The organism is Vibrio sp. KUL70 (assembly GCF_059725515.1).
On sequence record NZ_AP045834.1, the window covers coordinates 1,928,466 to 1,953,003 of the forward strand.

Below are 24,538 nucleotides of genomic sequence, written 5' to 3' on the forward strand. Positions count from 1 at the left end.
CCCAACCCTACAGTAGCGCTCCATAGTTTAAAATTAAGACTATGGCAGTGTTGTACCTATTTAGCACAACCCCAGCAAATTGCTTAGATATACAATTTACTTCGGCAATTACACCTTTCGCTCTCATTCATTGGCATCACCCCAATGAGAGTTACTTTTTGCAATTGCGCCTCTACGTGCGATAACACTTTTAACTATTGTTCGTTTGATTTAACAACAATTTAACCAGTACATCGCATCAGGTAGCCGCAATTGTACTCAACAAAAGAGACAATGCAACATATCACTCCGATAAAACTAACTTTTTTGTTAGTAAAGTAATCAAGATGCTCACAACATCGCCACACCTACTCCACTAGTCACATATCACATTTATAGACTAATACTAGACATATTATATCTTAAACTTGGGACTTCATCGGTTTTTCTGAAAGTTCCCCTATTTTTTAATATTTAAATTAATTCTGAACAGAAATACTGTTTGTGTTCTTTAATACCTCTGTTTATTATTAAGAGGATTAATTAATTTATCTTGATGGGAAATATCATGTCTGAATTAACAAAAACTCTATTAAATATCCGTAGCCTTCGTGCATTCTCACGTGAATTAACTCTTGAGCAACTAGAAGAAGCACTAGACAAACTGACTATCGTTGTGCAAGAGCGTCAAGAAGCTGAAGCTGAAGAACGTGCTGCTCGTGCAGAACAAGAAGCAAAACTAGCGGCTATCGCTGATCAAATCGCTAAAGATGGCATCGACGTTGCAGATCTAATCGCGGCTCTTTCTGGTGAGTCAAAAGCTAAAGGCGCTAAATCTAAACGTGCACCACGTCCTGCTAAATACAAATATGTTGATGCAAACGGTCAAGAGAAAACTTGGACTGGTCAAGGTCGTACACCTTCAGCGATCCAACAACAACTTGATGCTGGTAAATCTCTAGAAGATTTCGCTATCTAATTATTAGCATTCAAACTCATATAATAAAGGCCTACTTAGATAGGCCTTTATTTTTATCTGTACTAACTATCAATCACACACTAGTCCTAAAAACAGTAGCAACAATCCCCCAACTCTTGCTACTCGCGCGCCTGAGCTCAGAATAAACAGAGTGACAACAACCAATTTCACTGGCTCAAATTCAGGCATTTATAGAATCTAATACCAAAGTATATACCTGTGAATGTTATTCCATTCAGAAACATTGAATAATAAGATCGTCAATAGCAAGCGCTGCTGTGTAATAGTCTCATTATTTTTATGTATATACACGCAAATGATAATCATCGCGGCTTTATGCATATAGTATATTGAAGTGTTCTTGTTAAGATCTGTATGACAGTGTCTACATAAATAATCACTATCAGCTGCTATTGCTATTAATCAATTGGGTTCCAACGTTTCGAAATCTCAATCTAACGTGCCATGATTAATAGAATAAAAAAACCTCAAACTGGATTTGAGGTTTTTAGAAAATTTGTTGTTCAACCGTGAGGGGTTAACGCTCCCAGTATGCTTCTTCTAAACTGTCTTCACGTTCAGGAAGACCGCGAGATAAACGTGGAGAGTGCTGAACTAACACCTCATAACTCGCACGGTTTGAATATTTACATACCTGTGAGAATGAAGAGTAAGTCAAAAATGAGTGCTGATGCTTACTTGAATTTGGTACGTTCTCTTTATGGTACTTATTTGCAGCCATATCGTGTAGCAACGCAGATAACGCAGCATCACCCGCACCATTGGTGTTCTTAATTTTCTCAGGACCACCCATGTAAGGGGCGATATGCGAGTAAACTTTAATAGGAGATTCACACAACGCTTTATGCGCAGGGCGACTGAATTCAAAACGGTTGAATTCAGCAATAGAACCCGGTAGCAACGGTAAGGTCGTTTCGCGCTTCGCAGACTCTTCTGTATAACCAGCCATAAACAGACCTACTGGACCTGCGGTACATAGAACCAAATCTACCCAATCCAAAGTTTTATCTGAAGCAGCGAGAGGATCGCTTTCACCTGTTAGGGCTTCGGCTTCATCTTCATTCATCGCAACAACCGTTACATGTTGCTCTAAGAAGTCTTTCCAAAACTCAGGGTCATCTTGAATAACGAACTTAGTACCTAGCGTCAGTACCACTGGCACATCGTATTTCTTCGCGTACTCAATCGCTTTCATTGTCGCTTCAGGCATAGGGTCGCCTGGCTTACAACGAACAAGGTATGCGGTAAGAACTAACGCAGAAGCACTTTTAAAAATCTTCTCTGGAATGCTGTCTGGATTTAACTGGTTCATTTGACCTTCGCTGATTGCAAAGGTGCGTTCACCATCTTCAGTGATCAAAGCAAAGCAACGACCGATTGCGCCATCTACCCCTTGTAAATGGTTCAGATCCATTCTGCTTGATGTGTTACATAGGTAACGGTAACCGTAGCTGCCGATTTTGATATCTTGGCTCATTACACCCAATAGCGTTGAGCGGTCATCTGCTAACACTGAGTAGTTGTGTAGCGTGTTACCAATGGTGCCACCAGCGTATTCATTAGTAATCAGACACTGCTCTTTTAGCTCTTGGTATAGAGACTCTGCAGCTTCGTCATTGATAACGAGAGAATGACCTTTACTTAAACCATACTTTTCAATTAATTCTGAACTCACTTTCGCTTCGATATCCACCAAAGTTTGGTCAATACCAATAATATGAGTGCGAGACATCTTCTTGCTGTTTTGAGATTGGCTCACTAATGGGTCACGAGCATGAACCGGAAAATAGTGCTTTGATTTACGTTGTCCAGGAAATTTCATAAGGCTAGTCTAAGTCAAGGGGAAATAGGGGGCGGATTCTACCGCGCTATATTTAGCGCGGCAATCACTCAAACTATAGCAAACGTTTGCATGGGTATTTTTTTATTCGCCTTCCATAAAGCTTAGATCTGGCAGCATATCCAGATGTTCTGCGTAACGCTTTTGGTTAAATTCAGCGTTGTTCTTCATGACATCAAATACTTCGATGGCAAGTGCACATGCCATCGCTGCAATCGCATCTTCACGAGAGTGCCCGGTCATCATCAAACGCATTAAAGTCTCTTTCACCTTAATCGGTTGTCCGTCTTCTAGCTGATTTTCAATAATCTCAATCAACTGCTCTTCTTGCATAAATTCATCTTGTTCAGACATTTTTTCATCTCAGGTCTTGGATTTTCAGCGACTATGCCACATATAGGTCTGACATCCTAGCGACTCGCTTCGCTTTCATCAGGTTCCTAACGAAATACAAGCTCACTTCTTGTACAAAAGAAACTGTGATTCCGGTCTCGGATCTGTCACGTTGTTTCTCTTTCTGTTAGAATCTGCGACCAAGTAATAGTAACGGTGTTTAGACATGTCAGATATCAGCTCTGGAAACAGCCAAAAGAAAGTAATTGTCGGTATGTCCGGCGGTGTAGATTCGTCAGTTTCGGCGTATCTTCTCCAGCAACAAGGCTATCAGGTAGAAGGCCTTTTCATGAAAAACTGGGAAGAAGACGATAACGAAGAGTACTGTACGGCAGCTGAAGATCTTGCGGATGCGCAAGCGGTTTGTGACAAGTTAGGTATCCACCTTCACACCATTAACTTTGCTGCAGAATACTGGGACAACGTATTCGAATACTTCCTTGCAGAATACAAAGCAGGTCGTACGCCAAACCCAGACATTCTTTGTAACAAAGAGATCAAATTCAAAGCCTTCCTTGAATTTGCGGATGAAGTACTAGACGCAGACTACATTGCAATGGGTCACTATGTTCGTCGTACTTTCCCAACTCAAGAAGAGCTAGATGCAGGTAAAAAGCCTGAAATGCTTCGTGGTCTAGACAGCAACAAGGACCAAAGCTACTTCCTATATACGCTTAGCTCAGACCAAGTTGCGCGCAGCCTATTTCCTGTAGGTGAGTTAGAAAAGCCAGAAGTACGTAAGATCGCAGAAGAGCAAGGTCTTATTACTGCGAAGAAGAAAGATTCAACAGGTATCTGCTTCATCGGTGAACGTAAATTCACTGAGTTTCTAGGTAAATACCTACCAGCACAGCCAGGTGACATTGAAACACCAGAAGGCAAAGTGATTGGTAAGCACAACGGTCTGATGTACCACACACTAGGTCAACGTAAAGGTCTGCATATTGGTGGTACCAAAGGCGGAGGCGGCAACGAAGCTCCATGGTTTGTTGGTGAGAAAGACCTTAAGCGTAACGTATTGATTGCAGTACAAGGTAAAGACCACCCTCTTCTAAAATCGGAAGGTTTAATTGCGTCGCAACTGCACTGGGTAGACCGCGCACCAATTACTGATGTTTTGAAGTGCACAGTAAAAACTCGTTACCGCCAAACAGATATTCCTTGTACAATCATTCCAATTGACGATGAGAACATCAAGGTTATCTTCGACGAGCCGCAAATTGCAGTGACTCCAGGTCAGTCAGCAGTATTCTATCAAGGCGAAGTTTGTCTTGGTGGTGGCATCATCGAAAAACGCATCTAATTGATCGAACGACAAACGATAGAAGACAACTAGGAGTTACTACGTGGCCAACACACTTTATGACCGTACAATCGCTTTCGCTGGAATCTGCCAAGCAGTCGCTTTGGTTCAACAGGTAGCAAAAGACGGCTATTGTGATAAAGATGCCTTTGAAGCTTCGCTGAGTGCGATCTTAAATACCAACCCAGCAAATACTGTGGGTGTATTTGGCCGCGAATCCAACTTAAAGCTTGGTTTAGAGTGCCTAGTAAAAGGTATCGATAGTACTCCTGCAGGCAGCGACATCACGCGTTACATCATTAGTTTGATGGCACTAGAGCGTAAGCTGTCAGGTCGCAATGACGCAATGTCTCAATTGGGTGACCGCATTCAAACCGCGGAACGCCAAGCTGAACACTTTGATCTTTTTGATGATCAGATGATAAGCAACCTAGCGAGTATCTATCTTGATGTGGTGAGCCCTATTGGTCCACGCATTCAGGTTTCAGGTACACCTGCAGTCCTTCAACAGACATCAAATCAACACAAAGTACGTGCCCTGCTTCTTTCTGGGATCCGCAGTGCCGTTCTTTGGCGTCAAGTAGGAGGCAAGCGTCGCCACCTAATCTTCGGACGCAAGAAGATGGTTGAGCAAGCTCAAATCCTCTTAGCAAGAATGTAATACACCAGCTCGCGCACTGTCGCGAGCTTATTCTTTGTACCAAAACAAGCCTCACGCAAACGTTTGCGCAATGTGCGTGACAAACTGCAAAGTTACTGGTATAAAGCTCACAAAATTTAGAAACTCAATTCAGGAGAACACCATGGAACTGTCAGCATTGACTGCTGTTTCACCAGTAGACGGCCGTTACGGAAGCAAGACAACTGCACTTCGCAGCATCTTTAGTGAGTTTGGTCTACTAAAGTACCGCTCTATCGTTGAAATTCGTTGGCTACAAAAGCTTGCGGCAACAGACGCAATCGCAGAAGTACCGGCATTCAGTGCAGAAGCAAACAAGTTTCTAGATGAACTAGCAGCAAACTTCTCTGAAGAAGATGCAGCACGCATCAAAGAGATCGAGCGCACAACTAACCACGACGTTAAAGCGGTTGAGTACTTCCTTAAAGAGAAAGTAGCTGGTGTTCCTGAGCTTCACGCTGTAAACGAGTTCATCCACTTCGCTTGTACTTCAGAAGACATCAACAACACGTCTCATGCTCTAATGCTGAAAGAAGCTCGTGATGAAGTGATTCTTCCTGAAATCCAAAACATCATCGATGCTATCAAAGCACTTGCTGTTGAATACCGCGACATCCCTCTTCTATCTCGTACACACGGCCAACCAGCTTCTCCATCAACAATGGGTAAAGAGATGGCAAACGTGGCGTACCGTATGGAGCGTCAATACAAGCAAATCGCGAACGTTGAAATCCTTGGTAAGATCAACGGTGCTGTAGGTAACTACAACGCTCACCTTTCTGCTTACCCAGAAGTTGATTGGCACCAGTTCTCTGAAGAGTTCATCACTGAGTCTCTAGGCGTAACTTGGAACCCATACACAACTCAAATCGAACCACACGATTACATCGCTGAGCTATTCGATGCAGTTGCACGTTTCAACACAATCCTAATCGACTTCGACCGTGACGTTTGGGGCTACATCGCTCTAGGTCACTTCAAGCAGAAGACTATTGCTGGTGAGATCGGTTCTTCAACTATGCCTCACAAAGTGAACCCAATCGACTTTGAGAACTCTGAAGGTAACCTAGGTCTAGCTAATGCTGTATTCGGCCACCTAGCACAAAAGCTGCCTATCTCTCGCTGGCAGCGTGACCTAACTGACTCTACGGTTCTTCGTAACCTAGGTGTGGGTGTTGGCTACGCGATCATCGCATACACTTCTACTCTGAAAGGTATCAGCAAACTAGAAGTTAACCGTGAAGCACTGCTTGCAGAGCTAGACCAAAACTGGGAAGTTCTTGCAGAACCAGTACAAACAGTAATGCGTCGCTACGGTATCGAAAAACCATACGAGAAGCTAAAAGAGCTAACTCGTGGTAAGCGTGTAGATGGCGAAGCAATGCGTAACTTTATCGACGGTCTTGAGCTTCCAGAGCATGAGAAAGCACGCCTGAAAGAGATGACGCCAGCGAACTACATCGGTCAAGCAATCGAGCTAACTGACAAGCTGTAATTCGAGATTCGAATACCATGATATGAGAAGGCTTCCCTAGTGGAAGCCTTTTTTGTATCTCTTAGCAGCTGCTAACAATGTTGAGTGGCAAACCCAAACCTTATGAATACAAACCTAAGCCTAAACAACCATCAACCCGGCACGTTAAAGCAGTGCATTCACCAATAAATAGACCCATTATTTCAGTATTAAAAAAGGCCTCCCGAAGGAAGCCTTTTAATCACAAATCTCTTTAAGATTACATGTTACGTAGAGATGCAATACGCTTGTCTAGTGGTGGGTGGCTCATTAGCAGCTCACTCAGAGACTTCTTACCATTGATACCAAATGCCATCATCGAACCTTCAAGCTGTGGTTCGTGACTTACTTTTAGACGCTCTAGAGCAGCAATCATCTTCTCTTTACCCACTAGGCGCGCTGCACCCGCATCGGCGTGGAACTCACGGTGACGGCTGTACCACATTGTGATGAAGCTCGCTAGGAAGCCAAAGATTAGCTCAAGAACCATAGACACACCGAAGTACACCATCATGTTGCTGCCACCCTCTTCTTCGTTGTCATTAGAAGCAACGATGTTCGCAATGAAGCGAGATAGGAAGATAACGAACGTGTTCACAACGCCTTGCATCAAAGTCATTGTTACCATATCACCGTTTGCGATGTGGCTAACTTCGTGAGCGAGTACCGCTTCAGCTTCGTCACGAGTCATGCTGTGCAGTAGACCCGTTGATACCGCAACCAGTGAATCATCGCGTTTTGCACCGGTAGCAAATGCGTTGATGTCTGGTGAATCATAGATAGCGACGGTTGGCATGCCGATACCTACTTGTTGAGCTTGGCGGCTCACTGTTTCCATCAGCCAATGTTCTGTTTCATTGCGAGGGCTCTCAATCACCATACCGCCAACAGAACGTAGAGCCATTCCTTTTGACATCATCAAAGAAATGAAAGAACCACCGAAACCGAATACGGCAGCCATCACGAGCAATCCTGAAAGGCTGCCAGGCTGCATCCCCGTTACAGCGTATACAATATTAAGAACAACACTTAGTACCAATACAACCGCTAAGTTGGTTGCAAGGAACAACATTACTCGCTTCATTACTTATCTCCGCATGAAAGCTGTTTTATAAAAACTTATCATTATAGACAAAGCCAACAGGATGAATGTCGCGCTTTGAACACTTCTATTTACTTATACATATAGTCTAAGAATTAGAAAACAAGGTTAAGCATTAAATTGCAACATTTAATTACTAGACCGTATTCGATTTAGACTTGGGTATTAGACCTAAGTCGTATAGAGAACATCGACTGATCCGTTTACAGTGTGCCTAGATGATTTATTGGCTAGTCCGAGTAACAAAAGGAAAGGATCATGGTTGAAGGTACTAACACTCAAATGGCTATTGATTTACTGTGTTGTCACTTAGGTATCACTGAAGAAGAAGCAAAGAAACAGATTGGTATCGTGACGCCAGAGGCTGCACAAAATAATATTACAGAGACACAACAAGCGTTGATGGGTCTAACGAAAGACCACTAATACCGCTTAGAGATCTTCTGGCTTAAGAGATCGACAGATAAAGGAAAGGGCTGCATATTTGCAGCCCTTTGTAATTTTTAATTGGTCACTAATTGCTCGTTACAGCATCATTAGAGGTTGTACATCAATATACTTACCAATATTCTTAGATTTTGCTTTCGGTACATAAGGGATCTCACCCAATTTCGGAGCACCTAGCTTATCTTCTAACATTGCGATGATGTCAGCGTAATGCTCGGTACCTGGATTAATTCTGTTTGCAACCCAACCGACTAAGTTAAGGCCATCTGCACGAATGGCTTCTGCTGTTAATAGAGCATGGCTTAAACAACCTAGTTTAATACCCACAGTTAATACAACTGGAAGCTGCTCTTTCTTAACCCAATTAGACAAGCACACGTCATCCGATACCGGTACGCGCCAGCCACCAGCACCTTCAACTAGCACAAAGTCCGAGTTCTGTTTGTGTTGCTCTAGTTTTTGAGAAAGCACCGCTTCATCAATTACAACACCATCACGCTTAGCTGCGATGTGAGGAGAAGCCGGAAGCATCAATGCGTATGGATTAACATCATCGTAATCGATGTCTTGAGTTGCCGCTTCTTGAAGATGAAGAGCGTCGCTATTACGCGCACCTTCAGTGTACTGCTCACAACCCGCTGCGACAGGCTTGTAGCCAATCGTTGAAAGTTCTTTCGCGGCAAAAGCTTGTAGGATCGCTTTTGAAACCACGGTTTTGCCCACTTCGGTATCCGTACCTGCAATAAATAATGCATCAATCATAATTGAATAACCCCTAAACAAACTTGATATGTTGCTGGTAAGAAACCTTGATGGTTTTGAAATGTTCGATACTCTTGCTCGACAAGCTGCAGCATTCTTCTACTGGTCAGACCTTGTGAGCGCCCACTTACGTGGTTGGCACCAATTCCCTTAAGGTCGCGCATCAATTCAAACGCTGAATCGTACCATACTGTGATGGAGGGCAAGTCTAGTAGATGGTGGACACAGCTAGATTGCGCTAACGCAATTTTTACCTGATTGGCGGTAATAAAGTGGTTGACGTGTTGATGTGAGTCAATTTTACTCCACGCCATTTTCAGTTCAGCCAGAGAACCATCTAGCAAGGTAGAAAATGCGATTGAGCCGCCTTGACGCGTCACTCTCTTCATTTCTCGCAATGGCATGGAGAGATCATCACACCACTGTAGAGCCAAGCTAGAGAACACCAAATCAAAACGGTCATCCTCAAGAGGTAAGGCTTCCGCATCCGCTTGCTGATAAACAGCCACGCCATCTCCGCATCTCTGCTTGGCTTGCTCTAACATACCTAATGACAAATCGGCGCAGACAACCGTAGCTCCTCGTTCAATAAGCAGCTTGGAGAAATAGCCTGTCCCACACCCCAGATCTAATACCTGATAGCCAGTTAGATCATTAGGTAACTTATCGAGAAGGCGCTGACCTACGTCACGCTGAAATTCAGCATGTTTATCGTAATTTTTAGCAGCTTTTCCGAAGGCATCTGCAATCGCCTTTTTATCTTGGACAGTGTAATTCTCTACAACGGCTTGCTGTGACATTTACTCTACCTCTCGTTGCGTTTCTAACGCACTTTTTAACGAATGAGTCAGCTGGGACACTTGCTCTGGGCTATGATTGGCCGTCAATGTAATTCTGAGACGAGCAGTCCCTGCTGGCACTGTCGGCGGACGAATTGCGGTCATCCAGATACCACTCTCTTTCATTCGATTTGCAATATTAATGGCATGCTCTGACTGGCCGACCATAAATGGCTTTATCGGCGTATTGGTTTCGATGTAACCCATCAGTTCTTTCACGCCATCATGATAAATCGCCTGCAGTTCATTCAATTTATCTCTGCGCCATTGCTGGGTCTGTATCATTTGACACGCGGTACTTAACGCGAGAGCTTGAGCTGGGGGAATCGCCGTTGAGTAAACGTGATGCCTTGCGAACTGGGTCAAGTAATTCCCGACCTCTTTACTACAAAGAATCGCTGCACCAGACAAACCAAAAGCCTTACCAAATGTCACTACGAGTAACTCCGGTTTTACTCCTGCAGCTGCACAGCTTCCTGCACCGTATTCGCCCAATATGCCAATACCATGAGCATCATCGACAGCTAACCAAGCGTCGTTCTGCTTAGTCACTCTAGATATTTGATTCAATGGCGCTTGGTCACCATCCATACTAAAAACGCCTTCAGTGACCACTAATGCATTTTCTGAAACAGAAAGCTGCGAAGCCAAATAAGCCACATCATTGTGCTTAAAGCGCTTCATTTTCGCAGGAGATAACACCCCTGCTTCCATAAGCGACGCGTGATTCAAGCGGTCTTGAATGAGAGTGTCGTTTTTATCGAGAAGGGAAAACAACAACGCTTGATTTGCGCTGAAGCCTGAGCTGAACAGAATTGCACGCTCATAGCCTAACCATTCGCACAGCTGGGACTCTAGATTTTGGTGCGCTGCGCTAAAGCCTGTCACCAATGGTGAAGCACCACTACCAGCCCCGTATCGACTCAACCCATCCTGCCAAGCAGAAACCAGCTCCGGATCATTCGCCAAGCCTAAATAATCGTTGCTAGAAAAGTTGCTGTATATCTTAGAGTCCAACTCAACTTCTGAGTGGCTCACCGGATTAAGGACATTAAGCTGGCGATTAAGCCCTTGCTGAACACGATCAGTAAGGGCTTTTTGAATACGAGAGTTAAACGCTGGCATCGTAGAACATGTCATCTTTCGTTGGACGAGCCGCAACGCGCTCAACCACTTGATCTAACAGTTCGTTTTCTTGGATTTCGTCTGGCTTTTGAGCCACTTCTTGGCTATTGATACCCAGTTTCTTGAATAGCTGCATATCTGTATCTTCATCTGGGTTTGGCGTTGTCAGCAGTTTGCAGCCGTAGAAGATAGAGTTGGCACCCGCCATAAAGCACATCGCTTGCATCTGTTCATTCATGTTTTCACGACCAGCAGACAGTCGGACCGCCGATTTCGGCATCATGATACGTGCAATCGCGATAAGCTTGATGAAGTCGAAAGGTTCTACGTCATCAACGTTTTCCATCGGTGTGCCTTTCACTTTTACTAGCATGTTGATTGGCACACTTTCTGGATGAACAGGGAGGTTTGCAAGTTCAACAAGTAAACCGGCACGATCATTGGTGCTTTCACCCATACCGATGATACCGCCAGAACAGATCTTCATACCTGCATCACGAACGTGAGATAAGGTATCTAGACGGTCTTGGTAAGTACGAGTCGTAATGATGCTACCATAGAACTCAGGAGAGGTATCTAGGTTGTGGTTGTAGTAATCCAAACCTGCGTCAGCTAATTCACCCGCCTGTTCCGGCGTTAACATGCCAAGCGTCATACAAGTTTCTAGACCCATACCTTTCACGCCTTTGATCATCTCTGTTAGATGAGGCATATCACGCTCTTTCGGATTCTTCCACGCAGCACCCATACAGAAACGCGTAGAACCTGCGTTTTTCGCTTTTTGAGCCGCATCAAGCACGCGCTCAACTTCCATCAAACGCTCTTTATCAACATCAGTGCGGTAGTGAGCACTTTGTGGACAGTATTTACAGTCTTCTGGACAAGCACCGGTTTTAATAGAAAGAAGTGTACTCACCTGCACGTGGTTGTGCAGTTGGTACTGTCTATGAACGAGTTGAGCTTCAAACATCAAATCCATAAACGGTTTTTCAAGCAGAGCCTTTACTTCAGCTACTGTCCAGTTATGACGAACTTCCACGTGTCGATCCTTTTCTTTTATCTTATTTTTGCGCAAATCCAGTTTGAGGTTTTGCATTTATGCTTGGCTAGTCTACCGACAAGCTTTAGACTGTCAACACATTGATAAAAACAAAAGTTTACAACTGGTTAATATTTACTCAAACCAAATATGGAAATCGCTATGGATCTCGCCTTTGATCGCCAGCACATCTGGCATCCCTACACTTCGACACTCACACCTCTGACCTGCTATCCGGTTGTGGGAGCCAAAGGGGTTTTACTAGAAATGGAAGATGGGAAGCGAGTCATTGATGGGATGTCTTCTTGGTGGTCCACCATTCATGGATACAACCACCCGGTATTAAATGACGCTGCGCACAGTCAAATCGATAAAGTCTCACATGTTATGTTCGGTGGTATTACTCACCAGCCGGCAATCGACCTATGTAAGAAGCTGCTAAAGCTCGCACCTAGTAATTTGGAACATGTATTTTTGGCAGACTCCGGCTCGGTCGCTGTTGAGGTGAGTTTAAAGATGGCGTTGCAGTACTGGCATGCAAAAGGACAACCGCGCTCCAAATTCTTAACACTAAGAGATGGCTACCATGGTGACACCTTCGCTGCGATGTCCGTGACAGACCCAGAGAACTCAATGCATAGTCTGTACAAAGGATTCCTGCCGGAACATATCTTTGCAGCTTCTCCAAAAATTGGTTTCTGGGATGAATGGAACCCGGACGACGTCAACAGCTTCAGAGAAAAACTCAGCATCCATCATCAAGAAATTGCAGCAGTGATCTTAGAGCCCATAGTACAGGGTGCCGGCGGAATGCGTATCTATCATCCAGAGTTTCTAAAACAGGTGAGAGCACTGTGTGATGAATTTAATGTGCTGTTAATTCTTGACGAAATTGCCACAGGCTTTGGTCGCACGGGTAAGCTGTTTGCCTGTGAGCATGCCGATATTCAACCGGACATTCTATGTGTCGGCAAAGCATTGACTGGGGGGTATATGACCCTTTCCGCAACGCTTGCAAGCAAAGAGGTTGCTGATACTGTGTGTGGCGGTGAAGCCGGATGTTTTATGCACGGTCCTACCTTCATGGGCAACCCACTCGCGTGTGCCGTTGGTGCAGCAAGTCTTGGGTTAATCGAACAAGGTGATTGGCAGTTACAGACAAAACAAATCGAATCGCTTTTCTCAGAGCTGCTCCCAAAGCTCAAACAACATGAGTTAGTCAAAGACGTTCGTTGGTTGGGCGCGATTGGTGTAGTGGAAACTCACTCGCCCGTTGATATGGAAGAAATACAAGCTCACTTTGTTAACCAAGGGGTATGGATCCGACCTTTCGGAAAACTGATTTATATGATGCCTCCATTTATCAGTGAATCGCACCATATCGAGAAACTAGTCTCCGCCATTGATAGTGCACTCCAACGACCAGAGTGTTTTCAATAACCTAACAACTTTTAATAATGGTTAGACTCAGGCAATAAAAAACCCAGCGCGCAGGCTGGGTTTCAATTCAAAGGTTAAATCATTAACCGATGTGCGTTACGCCGCCCATGTACTTCTGAAGCACTGTTGGGATTGCGATACGGCCATCTGCTTCTTGGTTGTTCTCTAGAATCGCAACCATTGTACGACCTACAGCAAGACCAGAACCGTTTAGTGTGTGTACAAGCTCAGGTTTCTTCTCGCCTTTACGACGGAAACGTGCCTGCATACGGCGAGCTTGGAAGTCCCACATGTTTGAACAAGATGAGATTTCACGGTAAGTCTCTTGAGCTGGAACCCAAACTTCTAAATCGTAAGTTTTCGCAGCGCCGAAGCCCATGTCACCGGTACATAGAACCACTTTACGGTAAGGAAGCTCTAGAAGTTGTAGAACTTTCTCAGCGTGACCTGTTAGTTCTTCTAGTGCTGCCATTGAGTCTTCTGGCTTAGTGATCTGTACAAGCTCAACTTTGTCGAACTGGTGCATACGGATAAGACCACGAGTATCACGACCGTAAGAACCTGCTTCAGAACGGAAACAAGGCGTGTGAGCTGTCATCTTAAGTGGCAGTTCCGCTTCTTCCGTAATGGTATCGCGCACTAGGTTCGTTACTGGAACTTCCGCAGTTGGGATAAGCGATAGTTTCTTAAGAGGAACATCACTTACCTGCTCTGTTAGCGGGCTTGTGTGGAACAGGTCTTCACCGAACTTAGGTAATTGACCAGTGCCGTATAGGCTGTCGTGGTTCACTAGGTACGGTACGTACATCTCTGTGTAACCGTGCTCATCAGTGTGAAGGTCTAGCATGAACTGAGCAATTGCACGGTGTAGACGCGCAAATTTACCCTTCATTACGATAAAGCGAGAACCAGAAATCTTAACTGCGCTAGCGAAATCAAGACCACCAGAAAGCTCACCAAGATCAACGTGATCTTTTACTTCGAAGTCGTAAGTCTTTGGCTCACCCCAACGAGAGATCTCTACGTTGTCGTCTTCGTCTTTACCTGCTGGTACTGAATCGTCTGGCAGGTTAGGAATTGCCATCGTGATCGCTTCAAGCTCACCTTGAAGATCGGCTAGTGCAACTTTAGCTGCGTCTAGTTCAGAACCTAGATTACCTACTTCTGCAAGGATGCGCTCAGCTTCTTCGTGATCGCCTTTCGCTTTTGCTTGACCAATGGACTTCGAGCGAGAGTTACGTAACGCTTGCAGTTCTTCAGTTTTCATTTGAAGGGACTTACGTTTTTCTTCAAGTTCACGAATTGTCTCTACATCAAGGTCAAAGCCTCGACGTGCTAATTTTGCCGCTGTTTCATCCAGCTCAGCTCGAAGTAATTTAGAATCCAGCATTGCTAATCCTATGCTTTAGTTATTTGAATATTCAGTAGCTTGACCACTGAAACACCACTAAACCGCCAAAACTGATGATTATTTCATCATTTTTTAACGATTTAATCTGAATTTTATGACTAGGTTAAGATATCCAAAAAAGGCTACTTTTCATAGCGTTTTTGTGGGCTTTTTGCGTCCAAATCCGCCAGATAATCTAGCTTCTCACCAATCTTGGTCTCTAAGCCTCGTTTTGTTGGGAAATAGTACTGACGCTCACCCATTTCTGGTGGCAGATACTTTTCCCCTGCTGCGTAGGCCCCAGGTTCGTCATGAGCATAACGGTATTCTTGCCCATAGCCCATGTCCTTCATCAAACTTGTTGGCGCATTTCTTAAGTGATGAGGCACTTCGTACTCAGGTAAGTTATGTGCATCGGTAAGTGCTTGCTTCCAGGCAGTGTAGACAGCGTTACTCTTTGGTGCACAAGCAAGGTAGACAACCGCTTGAGCAATCGCTCGTTCGCCTTCTGCAGGACCAATACGAGTAAAGCAATCCCAAGCCGAGATCGCAACCTGCATGGCTCTTGGGTCAGCGTTACCGATATCTTCAGATGCAATCGCCAACAGACGTCTCACGATGTACAAAGGGTCACAGCCAGCAGCAATCATACGAGCCGACCAATACAACGCAGCATCTGGGTTTGAACCACGAATGGACTTATGCACTGCTGAAATCAAGTCGTACCAAATGTCGCCTTTGTTATCAAAGCGAGCCACCTTCTCACCAGCGACTTCTGCTAGCAATTGAAGCGTAATTGACTTGCGGCCTTGCTCATCATCCTCAGCCATATCGTAAAGTAGCTCAAGATAGTTGAGTGACATGCGCGCATCGCCATTCACTAACTCAGCTAAACGATCTAATACGTTGTCTGCAAAGTGGGCACTTACATCACCTAGACCACGCTCTTTATCTTCAATGGCTTGGCGGATCACGAGAGAGATATCATCAGTGTTGAGAGAAGTCAGTTTGTAGACACGCGCTCTCGAGAGCAAAGCGTTATTGAGTTCGAAAGACGGGTTTTCGGTTGTCGCTCCAATAAAGGTAACGGTGCCATCTTCGATATGTGGTAAAAACGCATCTTGTTGGCTTTTGTTGAACCTATGTACCTCATCCACAAACAAAATAGTTCGACGGCCCGCTTGCTTGTTTTCACGAGCTTTATCGATCGCTACACGTATGTCTTTCACCCCCGAAGTCACCGCTGACACGCGCTCGACTTCAGCATTGGCATAATTCGCCGCCACCTCAGCTAACGTCGTCTTTCCTGTACCCGGAGGCCCCCATAAAATCATAGAATGAATATGTCCAGCTTCGAGCGCTCGACGCAGAGGTTTACCGGGTCCCAGAATATGCTGTTGACCGATGTACTGCTCGACCGTTTCTGGTCTCATACGAGCAGCAAGGGGACGAAAATCTTCGTCCCCCGAAAAGTCTAAACTGTAGTTACTCAATGGCTATCTCTTGATTCGCTATTAAATTGGACAACACTAAAGAATCAGTTTCTTTGGTCGTCAACTTCGACACCCTCTGGGGCGACGAAAGTAAAACGATCACTGCTTGGCTTGCCCAGTTCAACATTACTGAATGTGAACTCACCTTTTTGACCGTCCTGCTCAATGACATTAAAGCCTTGAACGATGCCTTTGTCGTTGATCTGAATTTGGAAATCTCCTTGATTCGAATCAACAGCCGTTGGCTTGAGTGTAAATTGGTTACCCGATTGGGTTACATCGTAGTTATCCCAATCGCTCTGTTGGTTACGAGTCAGCAATACAAATGGCGTTTGCGCGGTTGCTTGTTCTTGCCAATAGATACTGACTTGCTCAATAAATGGGCTGTAGTACCAAAGGCTTTGACCATCAGAGACCAATAGGTTTTCATCTGGGAAGGTGGTTTCCCAGCGGAATAGGCTTGGGCGTGCAATTTCTACTGTACCCTCTCCTTCCATGACAACATCGCCATCAGGACTTGTGACAACCTGTTTGAAATCGGCACTAAAACCTGCGTTTAGCGCGAGTCGGTTGCTCAGTTCTTCCTTCGGTGAAGCGAAAACGGAAAAACTCATAAATAGAAGTGCGAGTGCTTTTTTCATTAATTATCCTGTTACAAGGTAAATCGATCATAAAGCTATGACCGATTATTAAGGGTTGAGTTCCTATCTACGCAATTAAGCGATTACTCTTTCGGCGGTGCTGGCGCTAATACCTCACGGTTACCATTGTGCCCCGGTGGGCTCACAATACCTTGAGCTTCTAACTGCTCCACGATACGAGCTGCACGGTTATAACCGATCTTAAATCGACGCTGAACACCCGACACCGAGCCACGACGTGACTGAACTACATGCTCAACAACCTGATCAAACAATGGATCAACGTCTTCATCGCCTTCCATCTTCTCTCCCGGAAGCAGAGTTTCTGGGGTCTGTTCGCCGTTGGTAATCTCATCGATGTAGTTTGGCTTACCACGCGCTTTCCAGTCGTTAACGACAGCATGTACATCATCATCTGATGCGAATGCACCGTGGACACGAATGGTATGGCTTGAACCAGGTGGTAAGTAAAGCATATCACCCATACCCAGTAGTGATTCCGCACCACCTTGATCCAAGATAGTACGAGAGTCCGTTTTCGTCGATACGGTGAACGCAACACGAGTTGGGATATTCGCTTTTATCAAACCGGTGATTACATCAACCGATGGGCGCTGTGTTGCAAGAATCAAGTGAATACCTGCTGCACGTGCTTTTTGTGCGAGACGTGCAATCAATTCTTCAACTTTCTTACCCACGACCATCATTAAGTCGGCAAATTCGTCAACAACGACAACGATATAAGGCAGTTTTTCAAGTAATGGAGGCTCAGGGTCCATACTATCGCCAGCTTGCCACAATGGATCATGAATTGGGTGCCCTGCTTCCGCCGCCATTTTCAGCTTATCGTTGTATCCTTTAATGTTACGTACGCCTAACGCTGACATTAGCTTATAACGTCGCTCCATCTCTCCCACACACCAGCGCAGTGCATTAGACGCATCTTTCATGTCGGTAACCACTTCTGACAATAGATGTGGGATACCTTCATAGATAGATAGCTCAAGCATTTTCGGGTCGATCATAATGAAGCGCAGATCTTCAGGCGTTGCCTTATACAACATACTCAAAATCATTACGTTTACACCCACAGACTTACCAGAACCAGTCGTACCTGCCACCAGCACGTGAGGCATTTTGGCGATATCAGCAATAACCGCTTCACCCGCGATGTCTTGACCCATCACGACCGTTGTTGGTGATTTAGCATCAATAAACTGCTGGCTACCCACCACGTCAGAGAAGAAGACGGTTTGGCGACTCATATTTGGCAGCTCCAGACCTACATAGGGTTTACCCGGAATAACTTCTACGACACGGACAGCCATCGCAGACAATGAACGTGCCAAGTCCATCGATAGACTTGAGATTCGACTCACTTTCACACCCGGTGCAAGATCAAGCTCGAATCGAGTAATCACAGGGCCTGGGAAGATATCCACCACTTCAGCTTTGATTTTATAGTCAGCGAGCTTTGACTCAACCAGACGAGCAATATCTTCTAGAGCATCGCGATCAATAAAGTTGTCACGCTTTTCAGGGTGGTAAAGTAGCTCTAAAGTCGGCATCGGAGACGTTGGTTTAGGAAGATTCGGCTCTTTTTGAACCAAGAATGGATTCTGCGCTGCCGCCATATTCGCTTGCGCTTCAGAAACAATATTCTGGAACGCGGCTACATCTTGGTCTGGATGTGCAGGTTCTTCTTCCGTTACTTCTTCCCAAGGCAGGTCAATCGCCTGCTCTTCAACTTTATCTACTTCAGTATCCGTTTCGTTCCAATTACTTTCGTCAATACTAGATTCTTGACGAGGTGTCTCTTCAAAAGCCGTTTCTTCAGCAATCTCATTATCAACAGCAGGTTGTTCAATGAACATAGGTTCTGGCACAACCTCTGGCTCTGGGTCCGAAGTAAACGAGACTGGTTCATTGTTCTGAACGGGCTCTACATCAAATCTTGATTCTTGTTCAACAACAGGCTCTGGCGCAACCTGAGGCTCCACTGGCTGCTCTTGCATATATTCTTGATAAGCGGCTTGTGAATGACGAGCTTCTGTTTGCACTTGCTCGGCTAGATCGTCTTCATCCATAGCTGCATGTTCTAGCTGCTCAATAGTCGCATTCAATTGCTTAGAACGTTCTACACCTTCTTCCAGTGGTTCTTCCGGTGAGTGATAAGTTGGCTGAGGCTTTTCAGCAGGTTTTACAGCAGATGACTTAACCGCAACTTCAGGTTCTTTTTCAGGCATATGGATATTGAAATGGCGCTTAGGCTCAGTCACTGGCATTTCTACTTCTGGTTCAGTCGTAGCCGAGAAGTGTAGGCTTGGGTCGCTCGTCAGTGGGTCATTGGTTTCTTCAATCTCTTCAGCAACACCCTCAATTGGCGGATTCGACGGCGCAGTGTGCAACTCATCGTGCTGTTCGGTTTCCTTAAGTTCCGGCTCCATCACCTCTTGGTCATGACCGCGCATTTTATTCACGAGAGCTGTAAATAGATGAATCGCAGTATTTCCAAGCCACTCAACAATACTGAGCCATGAGATCCCTGTAAGGAGGGTAAAACCAGCGCCCCACAGGAATAGCAGAACAAGCGTTGACCCTAGAATATTCAGAGTAGGTAACGCTAGACTGGTCATCACGTCACCAATCACACCACCTGATGAAAAGTACCAGATATCGTCAAAGTTGATATCTGCCAAGCCACAGCTGGTTAATAGAAGAATCGTGAGGCCAAGTAAACGCGTGCCCCACAACATAAAGTCGATGGTTTCATCTTCATCACGCTTACGGAACAGCACCCACGCCGCTAACGTAACAAGAATAGGCAAAGGATAAGCTAGAGAACCAAAGATAAAAAACAGTGTATCTGCCAACCAAGCACCAACATAGCCGCCTGCGTTTTGTATCTCTCCACCCCAAGCCGTTTGAGACCAAGATGGATCTGCAGGATTAAAAGTCAGCAGTGCGACGGCAAGGAGAATTGAAAACAGCACACCCAGAATCAGGCTGCACTCTTTTAAACGTTGGGTACCCGTCAAACGAGAAGACTGAGGCTCTTCACTCGTTTTGATGATTGTTTCGACTTTGTTGCCGCTCTCTTTGAACATAAACCAGCTTTATAAATATGTTTGATAAAAACTACTGTTGATTTAACCATATCAAACGGAAAAACCCAATTCCAGAAAGCAAGAAAGCGGAAACTAAGTTCCGCTTTCTTGCTGTTCGACCATTGATGACTAACGAGTTTTAATCACCAGCTGGTTGGTTTGTTTCACTTCTTCCATTACCACGTAGGTACGAGTGTCGTTCACGCCAGGTAAACGCAGTAGCGTATCACCTAGAAGTTTACGGTAAGCACCCATATCCGATACACGTGTTTTTAGAAGATAGTCAAAGTCACCCGACACTAAATGACACTCTTGGATGTCGTCTAGCTTTTGAACGGCAGTGTTAAATTGTTCAAATACATCTGGCGCACCGCGGTTCAATGTAATTTCAACAAACACCAATAGTGATGCATCTAAGTACTGAGGATTAAGCAGCGCTGTATACCCTGTAATGTACCCTTGACGCTCCAAACGACGAACACGTTCCAAACACGGAGTCGGAGAAAGACCCACACGTTTTGAAAGTTCAACGTTCGAAATACGACCGTCTTTTTGCAACTCATTAAGAATGTTGCGGTCGATACGGTCTAGTTCCTTGGACGGCTTCTTATAGTTGTCTGCCATTTTTTATTCCACCTTATTACTTCCTTGCAAAAAAATATACTACAACTTTTTAATATTCAGTATCAAATTTTATTTAAACATAACTATACTAGATATTAATTCGACAGAATTACCCTACAAACAGTTAATACAACTACTATAGATTATACAACCAAAATAAAATGAGGATTCAGGATGATTATTGGCGTACCTAAGGAAATCAAAAACCACGAGTACCGCGTTGGTATGATCCCAGCTAGCGTGAGAGAACTAATCTCACATGGTCACCAAGTTTTTGTTGAAACCAATGCCGGTAATGGTATCGGTTTTTCAGACGATGATTACATCGCTGTAGGCGCATCCATTCTTCCTACTGCTGCTGACGTATTCGCGAAAGCAGATATGATTGTAAAGGTTAAAGAACCTCAAGCTGTCGAGCGAGCTATGCTTCGCGAAGGGCAAATATTATTTACTTATTTACACCTTGCACCAGATTTTCCACAAACTGAAGAGCTTATCAAGAGCAAAGCTGTCTGCGTAGCCTATGAGACTGTAACAGATAATATGGGTCGCTTGCCACTATTAGCACCAATGTCTGAAGTTGCAGGTCGCATGTCTATTCAAGCGGGTGCACAAACTCTTGAGAAATCTCACGGCGGTCGTGGTCTTCTACTTGGCGGTGTTCCGGGTGTTGAGCCAGCAAAAGTTGTTGTTGTCGGCGGCGGCGTAGTGGGCGCTAACGCAGCGCGTATGGCTGTTGGCCTACGTGCAGACGTCACTATCCTAGACCGTAACGTTGATACACTTCGTCGCCTAGATGAAGAGTTCCAAGGTCGCGCTAAAGTGGTTTACTCTACTGAAGACGCTATCGAGAAGCACGTTCTAGAAGCTGACCTAGTTATCGGTGCCGTACTAATTCCAGGCGCAGCTGCTCCTAAACTAGTGACTAAAGAGCACATCGCTAAGATGAAGCCAGGCGCAGCAGTGGTAGACGTAGCAATCGACCAAGGCGGCTGTTTCGAGACTTCTCACGCAACAACACACGCAGAACCAACTTACATCGTTGACGACGTTGTTCACTACTGTGTTGCTAACATGCCAGGTGCCGTTGCTCGCACTTCAACATTCGCGCTAAACAATGCAACACTTCCTTACATTGTTAAACTAGCGAACAAAGGTTACCGTGAAGCACTTCTAGCGGACAAAGGTTTCCTAGAAGGTCTAAACGTTATCCACGGTAAAGTAACTTGCAAAGAAGTTGCAGAGAGCTTTGACCTAGAATACGTAGACCCAGCTGAAGCTATCGCAATGTTCAATTAAGAACCTGTATAGACAGTTTTGACTGACTAGCAATGTAAAAGCCAGCTTGATTCTTTTCAAGCTGGCTTTTTTATATCTTATAGCTTGCAGCGCTAGTTGGCGCCTACTTTACCTATCAGACTTCCAACCTCGAATCAGAATGTTACGTGGTGTGATGTGTCTTTCGCAAAACTGTTCAACCGACGTTTGGTAGCCCTGCTCTTCTAGGTAAAGCGCCCTATCCAAAGTTAACCACATCTCCAGTGGTCTTCTAAACACTTGCTGTACCAAGCTGAGTCGCTCCATATTCCAGAAAAGCTGCTCACCTAACCTCCCATACAACTCGAAATCTAGCTCACTAGGTAAAATGAGTCCTTTCTGCTTCGCTGCCCAACAGCAAAACGCTTCAAAGCCCTGAGACAGCTCTGATTTTTTGATACTCGGGACTGGTAAATACTCTAGAACTCCAAGCTCACGCTTGATCAGCTGGCTAAAGCCCAATCGAAAGCTCATCTCCAATTGACGATGCCTCTTAACACGTTCTCCGCCAGTGACGGTTTCCTGCAATGGTATTCGCAGATCGGATTTTGATAGAGAAAGTGGTGAAGACTGTGCCACTTTTGACATGGCTTGATAGCGATCCGACTGAATCAGGTGGTAACAACACGGTGAGATCGTAACTGCAGGAAGCGAGTGGCTAACCACCTTATTGAGCAAAGTAACGTGAAGATCACCACAAGCGTGAAGCGCTACGGCATGTTGATTGTGGTTAAATACCTTATCGGAGTCCTCAGAAAAGGCGTCTCCTTGCACGAACTGCATCGGCAGCTGCTGCGCATCCGCAATCGCTTGGCCACTGTCACACAGCGATTGCTGCCATTCAAAGCTAGTCACTTGTTGCTTCGATTGTTGCGACAAAATCCGACCAAGGAACCCCTTACCAGAACACCACTCAAGCCACTCTTTTCCTTTGTGATGATTCAATACCGCTTCACTCATTAACAAGATCTGCTCAAGCTTTCGACCTGGAATTCCAGTGCCTACTCCTTTAGGGAGATCTAACCCTTTTTTCTTCAATGTCGATAACTCCACAGTCTCAACGATTTGAAGTAACTCAGGGAAAAATGCGTTCAACTCTTCAATTAGAGATGCTGGCTGTTCTTTAAACGCCAAGATCTGATCATGGTTAAGCGATTGTAGCCATGCAAATAAAGGTTGATTGTGACTACGCCAAGGAAGCTCATCTTGTTGGCAAAGATGGAACGGCTCAGATCGCCAATAAACTTGGTGTTGATGAAGAAAGGAATCAAGAATTTGGAATTTGGATTGCATGCGGCCCCCTGTAGTGGAGGGATTGTAGGTGGAAGCCATGCAAATAGAAAGTATTGGTGGACATCTGATAGTAATCAGGCCTACTCAAAAGCAGGCCTGAACAACATAGTATCTATCTTACCGGAAGCTCGATGTCTTTAAACATCTCTTCAATTTCTTCATTTGACTTCAATGAAATCGCTTGTTCAACGACAGGGCGCGTTAAGTGCGGTGCAAAACGTTCCATGAAGTCAAACATGTAAGAGCGTAAAAAAGTACCGCGGCGGAAGCCAATACTGGTTGTACTCGCTCCAAATAGATGGCTCGCATCGATCGCGACTAGGTCTTTGTCCTGCTCTGCATCAATCGCCATGCTCGCGATGACACCAACACCAATCCCCATGCGCACATAAGTCTTAATCACGTCGGCATCGGTTGCAGTAAATACAACACGTGGTGTTAAACCCACCTTATTAAACGCAGTATCAAGCTCTGAACGTCCAGTAAAACCAAATACATAAGTCACCAGCGAGTATGCCGCTAAGTCTTCGATGGTTACCTTCTGCTTTTGTGCCAACGGATGGTCTTTCGTCACCACAATTGAACGATTCCAGTGATAGCACGGCAACATAATGGCATCTTGATAGAGATGAAGCGCTTCAGTTGCAATTGCGAAGTTCGCCGTACCTTTAGCTACCGCTTCTGACATCTGGCTTGGTGTACCTTGGTGCATATGAAGCGATACTTTTGGATAACGAGCGGTAAAACCTTTAATCACATCAGGCAACGCATAGCGGGCTTGTGTATGAGTCGTAGAGATATTCAATGTCCCCATCTCAGGATGAGTGTGTTCACCCGCCACCGCTTTGATACTCTCTACGCGAGCAAGGATTTCCTGCGAGATTCGAACAATGTCTTCACCCGCTTGCGTAACTTGGGTCAAGTGTTTACCGCTACGCTCAAAAATCTGGATACCTAACTCATCTTCTAACAGACGAACTTGCTTACTGATACCCGGTTGAGACGTATAGAGGCTCTCGGCTGTCGCAGAGACATTCAGGTTGTGGTTGACTACTTCAACAATGTACTTCAGTTGTTGTAACTTCATCGGTGACCTCGTAATCCTTTACTCATTTCGGTGCTAACTTATTAAGAAAGTAAGCGAGTTAAACTTAGTGAATATAATTAATAGTTATAACGCCTTACTGAAGAAAATGATAGAAAAATTGAGTT

21 protein-coding genes and 1 riboswitch are annotated in these 24,538 nt (G+C 44.9%); of the genes, 7 read left to right on the plus strand and 14 right to left on the minus strand.

The features are described 5' to 3' along the window. Positions 1-5: 5 nt before the first annotated feature. Positions 6-183, minus strand: a riboswitch (Lysine riboswitch). A 364-nt stretch (positions 184-547) separates the two neighbouring features. Beyond that, the gene (locus tag AC6I7V_RS08375; RefSeq protein WP_255230441.1) at positions 548-958 is read left to right on the plus strand and encodes an H-NS family histone-like protein; all 411 of its coding nucleotides are present in this window, start codon (positions 548-550) and stop codon (positions 956-958) included. A gap of 538 nt (positions 959-1,496) precedes the next feature. Here AC6I7V_RS08375 and AC6I7V_RS08380 read toward each other — a convergent pair. Beyond that, entirely contained in the window at positions 1,497-2,801 is a 1,305-nt protein-coding gene (locus tag AC6I7V_RS08380; RefSeq protein ID WP_255230440.1) for an inosine/guanosine kinase, read from the minus strand. Positions 2,802-2,903: 102 nt separating this feature from the next. Next, on the minus strand, positions 2,904-3,173 hold the full coding sequence (locus AC6I7V_RS08385; RefSeq protein ID WP_032552095.1) for a hypothetical protein: 270 nt from the start codon (positions 3,171-3,173) through the stop codon (positions 2,904-2,906). A gap of 205 nt (positions 3,174-3,378) precedes the next feature. Between AC6I7V_RS08385 and mnmA the strand changes: the two genes are divergently transcribed. The 3 genes from mnmA to purB all read left to right on the plus strand — a co-directional run bounded on the left by mnmA (position 3,379) and on the right by purB (position 6,689). Continuing rightward, the gene (gene mnmA / locus AC6I7V_RS08390) at positions 3,379-4,515 is read left to right on the plus strand and encodes a tRNA 2-thiouridine(34) synthase MnmA (protein ID WP_261881775.1); all 1,137 of its coding nucleotides are present in this window, start codon (positions 3,379-3,381) and stop codon (positions 4,513-4,515) included. 43 nt (positions 4,516-4,558) lie between these two features. After that, positions 4,559-5,176 (plus strand): high frequency lysogenization protein HflD, encoded by a 618-nt coding sequence (hflD, locus tag AC6I7V_RS08395; protein ID WP_498010668.1) that lies wholly within the window; start codon positions 4,559-4,561, stop codon positions 5,174-5,176. Positions 5,177-5,318: 142 nt separating this feature from the next. Next, the gene (gene purB, locus AC6I7V_RS08400) at positions 5,319-6,689 is read left to right on the plus strand and encodes an adenylosuccinate lyase (protein ID WP_150894097.1); all 1,371 of its coding nucleotides are present in this window, start codon (positions 5,319-5,321) and stop codon (positions 6,687-6,689) included. A 238-nt stretch (positions 6,690-6,927) separates the two neighbouring features. Here purB and htpX read toward each other — a convergent pair whose 3' ends face one another. After that, positions 6,928-7,791: a protease HtpX gene (htpX, locus tag AC6I7V_RS08405; protein WP_032552091.1), complete on the minus strand. Its 864-nt coding sequence runs from the start codon at positions 7,789-7,791 to the stop codon at positions 6,928-6,930. A 276-nt stretch (positions 7,792-8,067) separates the two neighbouring features. Between htpX and AC6I7V_RS08410 the strand changes: the two genes are divergently transcribed. Next, positions 8,068-8,235, plus strand: coding sequence for a hypothetical protein (locus AC6I7V_RS08410; RefSeq protein ID WP_167332347.1), 168 nt, complete (start codon positions 8,068-8,070; stop codon positions 8,233-8,235). A gap of 99 nt (positions 8,236-8,334) precedes the next feature. Here the strand turns inward: AC6I7V_RS08410 and bioD are convergent, their stop codons facing one another. The 4 genes from bioD to bioB are packed head-to-tail and all read right to left on the minus strand — an operon-like array spanning position 8,335 to position 12,021. Further along, the gene (bioD, locus tag AC6I7V_RS08415) at positions 8,335-9,018 is read right to left on the minus strand and encodes a dethiobiotin synthase (protein WP_498010669.1); all 684 of its coding nucleotides are present in this window, start codon (positions 9,016-9,018) and stop codon (positions 8,335-8,337) included. Continuing rightward, a complete protein-coding gene (bioC, locus tag AC6I7V_RS08420) occupies positions 9,015-9,818 on the minus strand; it encodes a malonyl-ACP O-methyltransferase BioC (RefSeq protein WP_498010670.1) in 804 nt (267 codons plus the stop codon). Before bioC ends, bioD begins: the two co-directional genes overlap by 4 nt. Next, positions 9,819-10,982, minus strand: a complete 1,164-nt coding sequence (bioF, locus tag AC6I7V_RS08425) for an 8-amino-7-oxononanoate synthase (protein ID WP_498011671.1) — start codon at positions 10,980-10,982, stop codon at positions 9,819-9,821. Further along, the gene (bioB, locus tag AC6I7V_RS08430) at positions 10,969-12,021 is read right to left on the minus strand and encodes a biotin synthase BioB (protein ID WP_498010671.1); all 1,053 of its coding nucleotides are present in this window, start codon (positions 12,019-12,021) and stop codon (positions 10,969-10,971) included. Before bioB ends, bioF begins: the two co-directional genes overlap by 14 nt. 162 nt (positions 12,022-12,183) lie before the next feature. On the opposite strand from bioB, the gene bioA reads away from it, so the two are divergent. Then, positions 12,184-13,461 (plus strand): adenosylmethionine--8-amino-7-oxononanoate transaminase, encoded by a 1,278-nt coding sequence (gene bioA, locus AC6I7V_RS08435; RefSeq protein ID WP_498010672.1) that lies wholly within the window; start codon positions 12,184-12,186, stop codon positions 13,459-13,461. Positions 13,462-13,543: 82 nt separating this feature from the next. Here bioA and serS read toward each other — a convergent pair whose 3' ends face one another. From serS to lrp, 5 genes are all read right to left on the minus strand, one after another. Next, entirely contained in the window at positions 13,544-14,851 is a 1,308-nt protein-coding gene (gene serS / locus AC6I7V_RS08440; protein WP_255230433.1) for a serine--tRNA ligase, read from the minus strand. Between the two features lie 143 nt (positions 14,852-14,994). Next, entirely contained in the window at positions 14,995-16,344 is a 1,350-nt protein-coding gene (locus tag AC6I7V_RS08445) for a replication-associated recombination protein A (RefSeq protein WP_255230432.1), read from the minus strand. A 44-nt stretch (positions 16,345-16,388) separates the two neighbouring features. Continuing rightward, on the minus strand, positions 16,389-16,985 hold the full coding sequence (gene lolA / locus AC6I7V_RS08450) for an outer membrane lipoprotein periplasmic chaperone LolA (protein ID WP_150894081.1): 597 nt from the start codon (positions 16,983-16,985) through the stop codon (positions 16,389-16,391). Positions 16,986-17,068: 83 nt separating this feature from the next. After that, complete coding sequence (locus AC6I7V_RS08455) at positions 17,069-20,092, minus strand: DNA translocase FtsK (protein ID WP_498010673.1); 3,024 nt, start codon at positions 20,090-20,092, stop codon at positions 17,069-17,071. Positions 20,093-20,221: 129 nt separating this feature from the next. Further along, on the minus strand, positions 20,222-20,716 hold the full coding sequence (gene lrp / locus AC6I7V_RS08460; RefSeq protein ID WP_004734558.1) for a leucine-responsive transcriptional regulator Lrp: 495 nt from the start codon (positions 20,714-20,716) through the stop codon (positions 20,222-20,224). Between the two features lie 174 nt (positions 20,717-20,890). On the opposite strand from lrp, the gene ald reads away from it, so the two are divergent. Beyond that, a complete protein-coding gene (gene ald / locus AC6I7V_RS08465; RefSeq protein WP_255230414.1) occupies positions 20,891-22,015 on the plus strand; it encodes an alanine dehydrogenase in 1,125 nt (374 codons plus the stop codon). Between the two features lie 108 nt (positions 22,016-22,123). On the opposite strand, the gene AC6I7V_RS08470 is transcribed toward ald, so the two are convergent. Further along, complete coding sequence (locus AC6I7V_RS08470; RefSeq protein WP_498010674.1) at positions 22,124-23,326, minus strand: methyltransferase; 1,203 nt, start codon at positions 23,324-23,326, stop codon at positions 22,124-22,126. A 112-nt stretch (positions 23,327-23,438) separates the two neighbouring features. Next, positions 23,439-24,413 carry an HTH-type transcriptional regulator CysB gene (cysB, locus tag AC6I7V_RS08475; RefSeq protein WP_255230412.1) on the minus strand — a complete coding sequence of 325 codons (975 nt, stop codon included), beginning with the start codon at positions 24,411-24,413 and terminating at the stop codon, positions 23,439-23,441. Positions 24,414-24,538: the final 125 nt, after the last annotated feature.